The organism is Ectopseudomonas oleovorans (assembly GCF_003052605.1).
Lineage (GTDB): Bacteria > Pseudomonadota > Gammaproteobacteria > Pseudomonadales > Pseudomonadaceae > Aquipseudomonas > Aquipseudomonas oleovorans_A.
Genome location: NZ_QASO01000001.1, coordinates 84594 through 92638 on the forward strand (window position 1 = coordinate 84594; position 8045 = coordinate 92638).

The 8045-nt window shown below is 60.7% G+C and carries 7 protein-coding genes; all 7 read right to left on the minus strand.

Annotation, left to right across the window (positions count from 1 at the left end):
* Positions 1-64 precede the first annotated feature (64 nt).
* The 7 genes from DBO86_RS00495 to DBO86_RS00525 all read right to left on the minus strand — a co-directional run bounded on the left by DBO86_RS00495 (position 65) and on the right by DBO86_RS00525 (position 7966).
* Positions 65-538 (minus strand): hypothetical protein, encoded by a 474-nt coding sequence (locus DBO86_RS00495; RefSeq protein ID WP_108232687.1) that lies wholly within the window; start codon positions 536-538, stop codon positions 65-67.
* Complete coding sequence (locus DBO86_RS00500) at positions 535-2904, minus strand: FAD-dependent oxidoreductase (protein ID WP_108232688.1); 2370 nt, start codon at positions 2902-2904, stop codon at positions 535-537. The genes DBO86_RS00495 and DBO86_RS00500 overlap by 4 nt, the downstream gene beginning before the upstream one ends.
* A gap of 44 nt (positions 2905-2948) precedes the next feature.
* Positions 2949-3251: a DUF3861 domain-containing protein gene (locus DBO86_RS00505; RefSeq protein ID WP_071560050.1), complete on the minus strand. Its 303-nt coding sequence runs from the start codon at positions 3249-3251 to the stop codon at positions 2949-2951.
* Positions 3252-3398: 147 nt separating this feature from the next.
* A complete protein-coding gene (locus tag DBO86_RS00510; protein ID WP_108232689.1) occupies positions 3399-3785 on the minus strand; it encodes a DUF4148 domain-containing protein in 387 nt (128 codons plus the stop codon).
* A 113-nt stretch (positions 3786-3898) separates the two neighbouring features.
* Positions 3899-4951, minus strand: a complete 1053-nt coding sequence (locus DBO86_RS00515; RefSeq protein WP_071560031.1) for an HlyD family secretion protein — start codon at positions 4949-4951, stop codon at positions 3899-3901.
* 7 nt (positions 4952-4958) lie between these two features.
* On the minus strand, positions 4959-6530 hold the full coding sequence (locus tag DBO86_RS00520) for an MFS transporter (protein WP_108232690.1): 1572 nt from the start codon (positions 6528-6530) through the stop codon (positions 4959-4961).
* Complete coding sequence (locus DBO86_RS00525) at positions 6527-7966, minus strand: efflux transporter outer membrane subunit (protein WP_425266774.1); 1440 nt, start codon at positions 7964-7966, stop codon at positions 6527-6529. The genes DBO86_RS00520 and DBO86_RS00525 overlap by 4 nt, the downstream gene beginning before the upstream one ends.
* Positions 7967-8045: the final 79 nt, after the last annotated feature.

The following is an 8045-nucleotide window of genomic DNA, read 5'->3' on the forward strand; positions in this document are numbered from 1 at the left end:
CCAGGCGCGTCCTGGGCGCACGCCATTGATGTGGCCCGACTTCTCACCACGTCTGGACACGATGTCATCTGGACGAGCGGCCCTTCTTCTCCGTAGCTACATGGGCACCTGGCCACATCTGCGAGAACTGATTTAGATAGGCCGTCCATTGAGGGGGTGAGCCCGACGACTTGATGGCGTCGGCCACGATCCGCGACACTTGCTGATTCCAGTCAATGAAGGCTTCCGCCAGTTCGCCCGTGACCTTGGCCGGATTACCCGAATCGGACTGCAGCACCTTCTGAATTGCGGCTTGCCGCTTCTCCCAGCGGCGGCGGGTGAGTTCGAGCTGAACCGCGATCAATGCCGGAACGTCGGTAACTGCCATCAGCGCCTGAATTTCCTCGCCTGACTCGGCGAGTGCGGCTAATGTCAATTGCTGGCTATGGCCCACACCCTGCGACACAGCCTGCTGAGACAACTCGACGAGACGTTGAAGGTATTGCGCATTGGCCTGAAAAAGTTGCACTACGACATTTCCGTTAGTTTCATGGCTCATGATGACTCTCCTGAAAGAAGGAAAGGCCGGACGATGGTGCTAAGCGAAGACAGCATGCGCGCATGTTCGGCCTGCACCGCTTGGCAACGCCCGCCGGCCAAACCGGGCGATGCCAAGGTTGATTTCGCCAAGGCATAGCCCTGAGTCTGGTTGCTTCGGATGGCCACATCGGAGAAGTCGTAGTCGCGCGAGGGCACCTCGTCAGAAGGTGGCCTGCGCACGAAGCGCGTGATCTGCGTGGGTACACCGTTGCCCATGAGTTGGATGTAGCGCGGCAGCCTCCTTATGCGATCGCGTTGATCTGGACCAATCTCTTGCATTAGGTGGCCGATCAAATCGCGGTAGGCTTCTGCCATCTCTCGCACATGAAGATCGCTGCGCACGCGCTCGGCGTAGATGATCTCGTCGCGTCTTGCCAACACTTCAGTGATGTTGGTGGGCAGATCCCTCTGGCTTGCGAATAAATCAACAATGAATACCCGCTTCCCATCCGGCCCACAGCGGTCGATCACCAAGTCCAGTGGCGAGTTGCTGACAATTCCCCCGTCCCAGTACGGTTTGCCATCGATAAATGTCCAGGAAAATCCAGGTGGCAGGCTTCCGCTGGCAATGATGTGATCGGCGGTGAAATCGTCAACATAGCTGTCGAAGGTCTCGAACTCCGCAGTGAGGACGTTGACGGCACCGACCAGCAGTCGCACGGGGCTGGTCTTGAGTGCAGGAAAGTCCACGTACTGAGCCAGCAAGTGCCGCATGGGCGAGGTGTCATAGAAGCTGGTCCAGTTCCACGGCGGTTGCACAAACGCCTCCCATGGGGCGTCCATCGGCGGAATCCAACGGGGCCGGAAGAACTTCTCCACGCCGAAGCCCACGATCTGCGCTGCGGAGATCGCATGTCGCATCGGTTCAGTCGGAGCCATCGGCGACGCCACTTGAATGTCGGACCAGAACGCTTCGAGCGCTTCGGTGGCATGCTCGGGATGGCTGGCGATGATCGCTCCATTGAACGCGCCGATTGAGATGCCAGCGACGATGTCCGGAAATATCCGCTGCTCCTCAAGCGCTTTGACGACGCCACACTCAAAGGCACCCAACGCGCCACCGCCCTGAAGGATCAGCACGTTCTGCATCGGCAGCGATTGGAGCGCGAACGTGGGGTTCTCCAAGTGGCGCTTGTCTTTGCGAAGGTTGGTTCGATATCGGATTAGGCTTTCTGCGGCGCGTATCTCACCCGCTGGACGGCCGAGCGTGAAGACCGCACGGGGGATATCGTTGTTGAGGTAGTAGAGGGAAAACGAACGATCCTGCAGCGATCCCTGGGAGATGCTCTCGTCCGCGTGCGAAGGGTCTCCCACGACATTGAAGCCCACGTCTCCAATCTCGCAGAAAAAGCAGGAGACCTCGTCGTAGCGCCGCCGGCGTCCGGCCATGTTGCGCGCGGCAAGTTGCCCCTGCTTGATCGCGTTGTCCCAGTGCTCGATATGCCGTCGCCGCGCAAACACGGGGTCGTAGAAGTACGCCACGTCGCCGGCTGCGTAAACATTCTGCGTGTTGGTCTGCAAACGATCATCGACGACGACATAGCCATTTTCCAACTGGATATCGGTGTCTCGCAGAAACGCCGTAGCGGGCTCAACACCGATGCAAACGATCGCTAGGTCGCAAGGCACTCTGGTGCCGTTGGCAGTCTCCACTTCCCCGACCGTTTTTCGCCCGTGGAAGGCGACCACTGACTCAGTGGTCATGATCGATATGCCGTGAGCAGACTCGACCTGGCGGCGAATGAAGTCCGAAAGCACCGCCGATTCGAGATGTCTCAGAATCCGATCCTGGGCTTCGATAACGACAACCGCTATGCCAAGCTCCCTCATCGAGAGGGCAACTTCCATTCCAAGAAAGCCACCACCAACAATGACCACACGCCTGGCTCCTGCCGCAGCCTGTCGGATGGCTTCTGAATCAGCCTGGGTTCTTAGCGTATAGACACCGCCAAGCGATGCCCCAGGGACGGCAAGGGCCCTCGGAATCGAGCCCGTGGCAATCAGTAGCTTGCCGTAGTGAATCACCGAGCGGCTTGACGTTCGGACGCATTGCCTCGTCGTGTCGATACCGACAGCCCTGGTGTTCAAAGCCACTTCGATTCGGTGTTCGCGATAGAAATCTTCAGGATGGACGAGAATTCGTGTTTCGCTTACCGATCCCAGCAGGTATCTTTTGGAAAGGAAGGGCCTGTGGTAAGGCAACTTCGGCTCTGCCGACAGAATCTGGACGGAACCCGCTACACCCTCCTGGCGCAAAGTCTCTGCGGCCTGAGCGCTAGCGAGGCCGCCGCCGATAAGAAGGAAGTCGATTTCCTGCAGCGACACGCGATTTCTCCGGTGACTATCCCCGCTGGAGCGGGAGGCTCAAGTCATTCGCCCATCTTGGAACCAGCCTTGAGTTCTTTTACGAACTGATATAGGTGCGGCAGAAATGAAGAGAACAGCGGGTTGTCCTTGTTATCTAGCAGGACGCCTCCAAGCAGTTTCAGCCCGACACCAAGGGCCGCTGCTGATTCCTTGTCGCTGAAATCTCCTCTTTCACGAAGCCACGTTACGACGGCGATGATGTCGTCGTGGTTCATGACTTCAAATTGCAGCGGCTTGTTGTGAACAGGGCCGCCTCTGGAATCGGAAATGTGCTCCACGGTCAAGCGATAGCGATGTCTCTTCATGTCACATAGTCCCATCTGTTAGTAATTGAAGCTGGGTTTCATAGGCCGACATGGCTGACCCTTGGTTTCCGCTCTCCATGGGTGCCTCGGACCCGGGTGCGCACTTGCACACCCGTTCCTTGAATTACAGTTGCAGTCTCGCCGGCATCAAGGCTCATTCACAACATGGGTGCCTTCCTGGCGAGCTTGCTCAAGTTCGCGCAACACTTCGGCACGTGTTCTCCCCGGACCTGTATCGCGCGGGAATTCGCCCGGATACTCGCCCTCATGGAGATACAGCAAGCCCTGCTCACGAGCTTCCTGAAGCTCTTGCAGCACCTCTGCGCGCGTTTTGCTGCGGCCTGTTGTCGGCATCTCAACTGGATAAACATCACCTTCCATCAGCAGACCTTGGCGGCGTGCCTCCTCCAGTTCAGCCCTCACTTGTTCGCGGGTTAGTGACTGACCTCCTGTGGCCTGGTTGCTGGAGCCTGCCCAACATAGTGACGAGCTCGCCAGAATGACAAAACCGATTAGCGCTGTTTGTGCTTTCATGATTCAACCTCCGTGTAAACGCACAGACAAATATCGATTCGCTTTCAGGCTCGATGAAAGTTGGGGTCTGATAGCAAGTCGATCTTCCATATTTCGTTCGATGATTACGGCATTCATTTAGATGCGATATGACCACCCCCTATTTCTATCGTTGGAGTTACCGACATTCCGACTCGCAATTTCTCGGCGTCAGGCTGATCTGGGTCGATGCGAATGCGCACGGGCAGGCGCTGGACGATCTTGGTGAAGTTGCCCGTGGCGTTGTGCGGCGCGACGGCCGAGTAGCTCACGCCACTGGCCGGCCCCAGACTTTCCACGGTCCCCTTCAGTACGGCACCCGGCAAGGCGTCCACCTTGATGTCCACCGATTGCCCTGGCTGCACACGCGCCAATTGCGTTTCGCGGAAGTTGGCCGTGATGTAAACCGCGTCGAGCGGGATCACCGCCACCAATGGCTTGCCGGCATTCACGAATGCGCCGACACGCACCGACTTCTGGCCGATCACGCCGTCGATGGGCGCCGTGATTTGGGTATAGGAGAGCTTCAACTCCGCAGCGGCTTGCGCCGCCTGCGCCTGGGAAAGTGCAGCCTTGGCCTTTTCAAGATCGGCTTTCAGGATGTCCGTCTGCTGTCGCGCCGCTTGCAGGCCCGCGCGGTTCTTGTCGCGGCTGGCCAGCCGAATGGCCAACTGCGCCTCGGCCTGCTGCTGTGCCTGGATCGATCCTGATCCGTCTGAAGCGAGGTTCCGGTAGCGTTTTTGGTTGGCCTCTGCCAATTTGAGTTCTGCGTCGTCCACCGCGACGGCCGCCTGCGCCTGACGTATCGCGGTTTCCTGCTGCGCCACACGCGCGGCGAGCCCCGCGACGCTGGCCTCGGCAGCGGCGACTTGTGCCTTGGCCGCATCCACCGCAACGATGAAATCCCGATCGTCGATCGCGGCGATCAGATCGCCAGCCTTCACTGGCTGGTTTTCTTCGACCAGCACCTTGCCGATTACGCCCGACACCTGGGGCGCGACGAGGGTGAAGTCGGCCTGTACATAGGCGTCGTCCGTGGATTGGGTCGATGCGCTGGATTCAGGGCGATTCAGATAAATGACACAGCCCACTGCCACTGCGAGCAGTAGCAGGGCACTGGTGATCTTGGCTTTCTTCGGCATGGCCATGGTGGAACTATCCTTGGGACGACGATGTGGAATGAGGGGCAGCGGGCTGCAAATCGGGGGCGGGAATGTAGGTCAGCCTTAATACGAAGGGGACCATCACCAGCGCCAGAACGCCCAGCACGCGGTAGGCATCCGCGACCGACAGCACCAGTGCCTGCTGGCCGATGATTCCCATCAGTTGAGCGGGCTCCGGGACAAGCGGAACGGAGTTGCCTACGGACGCGGCGTGATCCAGCAGCATTTCCGCGTGGAACCGCTGCCTTACGGTCACGAGCTGCCCGACCATCGCGCCGCCGAATACCGAGCCCAGGGCGCGCAGCGTGTTGATGTTCCCCGACACATACGGGCCTTCGCTGGGGTGCACGACGCTGGTACACAGGAACAGCAGCGAGACAACGGCCATGGGCTGGCCGAAGGCTTGCAGCGTCTGCGTCAGCACGAACTGGTCGCGGTTCCAGTCAGAAGTCAGTTGCGCACCAAAGAAGCACGCCAGGGCGATCAGCAATAGGCCGCCCGCGAACACGAATCGGGCATCGACCCATTTCCGGTACAGGAACAGCGCCACCACGGAACCCAGGATCAGTTGGGGCAGTGCGACGATCAGTCCGATCGGCGCCATCTGAAGCGGTCGGTAGCTTTGGAGCGGCCCGAGAAAGGTCATCGGCAACATCATGCTAGAGGTCAGCACGACCAGGAGGCAGATGAACAAGGTGAAGCCCAACGCCAAGTTGCGGCGGCTGAGCATTTGCAACTTGATGAACGGCGTCGGGTGATACCACTCCGTCAACAGATAAGCTCCCAGCAGAGTCAGCCCGGCCACCAATGAGACGACGATGAGGGGGGAGTTGAACCAGTCCAGCCGCACGCCCTGATCCAGGGCGACGGTAATCAGGGCAAATGCCGGTATGCCGAAAGCCATGCCCGGCCAGTTGGCCTGCGGGAAGCGGTCTGTCTGGATCGGGTCTTTCGGCAGGCCCCATCCGATCAACAAGGCGGCAATGGCCGCGAGCGGAAGTATCTGCCAGTACACCCAGCGCCAATCGAACAGGCCATCGGTCCATTGCCCCGCCAGCCAGATCGAAAGGTTCGGCGCGAAAGTGGCCGTAAGCGCATACAGCGCCACTCCGTGCAGCCGTATGTGGGGCGGCAGGAACTTCAACGCCGCCATCATCAACACGGGAATCATCGTGCCGCTGGCGATGCCTTGCAGAAAGCGCATGACCAGCAGCAGATGGAGGTCATGGATGAAGGGAATGCACACCGCCAGCAAAGTGCATACACCGATCATCCACAGCTCGAATCGGCGCAGCGAGAGGGTGATGGCGAACCATGCCGAGAAAGGCAGGGCGATCAGTTCGCCCGCGCTATAGACGGTCGTGAGCCAGGAGGCATCGTCCAGGCCGAAGCCCAGCGCGCCGCGCACGTCCGCCAGGGCCAGTGCGCCCACGCGGTTGTTCAGTCCCGACATCATGGCCGCGATGAGGATGCCGACCAACCCGGCAATCGCCCGCTTCGGAGGGGCTGCCGCAGCAGCGGGTGTGGGCGGCGCCTCTGTCGGCTGCAACGCTGCGGCACTCATTGGTCAACCTTTGATTGCAAGCTGGCCGGCGATGTGGTGGTCGTCAGAGGTGCATCGCCACTGGCCTGTCGCCCGGATGTGAGTGCATCAGGGTCCCAGCCACCGCCCAGCGACTTGTAGAGATTGACCAGGGTGAGCGCGGCGTTGGTGGCGCTGGCATTGAGGCTGGTCTGGCTGGCGAGGACGCCGCGCTGCGCGGCCAGGACATTCAAGTAGTCGGCAGCGCCTTCCTGATAGCCGCGCTCGGCAGCATGCAGCGCCTGCTTGTTCTGCTCATACGAGACCCGCAATTCGGCATGGTGGTTCTGCTGAGCGGCCCAAGCGTCCAGAGCGTTGTCCACTTCATGCCAGGCTTGCAGTACCGTCTGCCGGTAGGCGATGGCGGCTGTTCTTTGCCGTGCCTCGTTCAGCGCAAGGCGCTGCTTCAGACGCCCGCCCTGGAAGATAGGAAGATAGACCGTCGGGCCGACGGAGAAGAACCGGGAATCCCAACTGTCGAGGTCGTTGAACTCGAAGGCTTCGACGCCGACCCTGCCTTTCAGGCCGATTCGCGGGTAGAAATCGGCTTTGGCGACGCCGATGGCCGCCGTCGCAGCGTGGAGTTGGGCCTCGGCGCGCTGTATGTCCGGCCGCCTGTGCGCCAGTTCGGAGGGCAGGCCCACCGGCACCTTGGAAGGCAGCGACGGCAAGGGCATCGCTTCAAGCAACTGCGCGTCGAGGGCGCGCGGCTGCTCTCCCATCAGCAATGCAAGCGCGTTCATCAGGGCATTGCGGCGCTGGGTCAGTTCGGGCAGCAGCGCCTCGACCGTTGCCAGTTGCGCGTGCGCCGAAGCGGTTTCAAAACGTGTGGCCACACCATTGCGCTCACGGCTTTCGGCAAGGCGCAGGGTGCGATCGGCGACCTCCAGGTTCTGCCGGGTGATGTCCAGTTGCGCTTGCGTACCGCGCAACTGGAGATAGGTGCGGGCCACCTCGGCGGACAAGGCCACCCGTGCCGCCTCGCGCTCATATACCGTGGCCTCGAAGGCAGCCGCGGCGCCTTCGCGCGATCGCCGCGCGCGGCCCCATAGGTCGAGTTCCCAACTGGCGTCGAATCCCAACTGCCAGAAGTCGCTCGCGCTCGTCGGTGCGCCCAGCGCCGCAAACTTGCCGTGCTCGCTGAGGGCCTCGCGGGAATAGCCCGCCGAAGCGCCCACGCTGGGCAGCAGCAGCGAGGAGGCAATCCCCAACTGCGCCCGGCTTTGCTCGATGCGCTCCGAGGCGATCTGCAGGTTCAGGTTGCCTGCCTGCGCACGGACTTGCAGATCCGTCAGCACGTCATCGTTGAACAACGTCCACCATGAAGACGGGAAGTTCGCGGCGGATGTTTCCTGAACCTGTGTGTAGTCCGCCCTGGGCGACAGTTGGGCGGCTGCGAGCCTGTCGTCGGGTTTCACGAAGTCAGGACCAACCGCGCAGCCGACCAGTGAGATCGTGCAGAGCGCCGTGCCTGCTTGTCGCAGCAGTTGTGAGAGC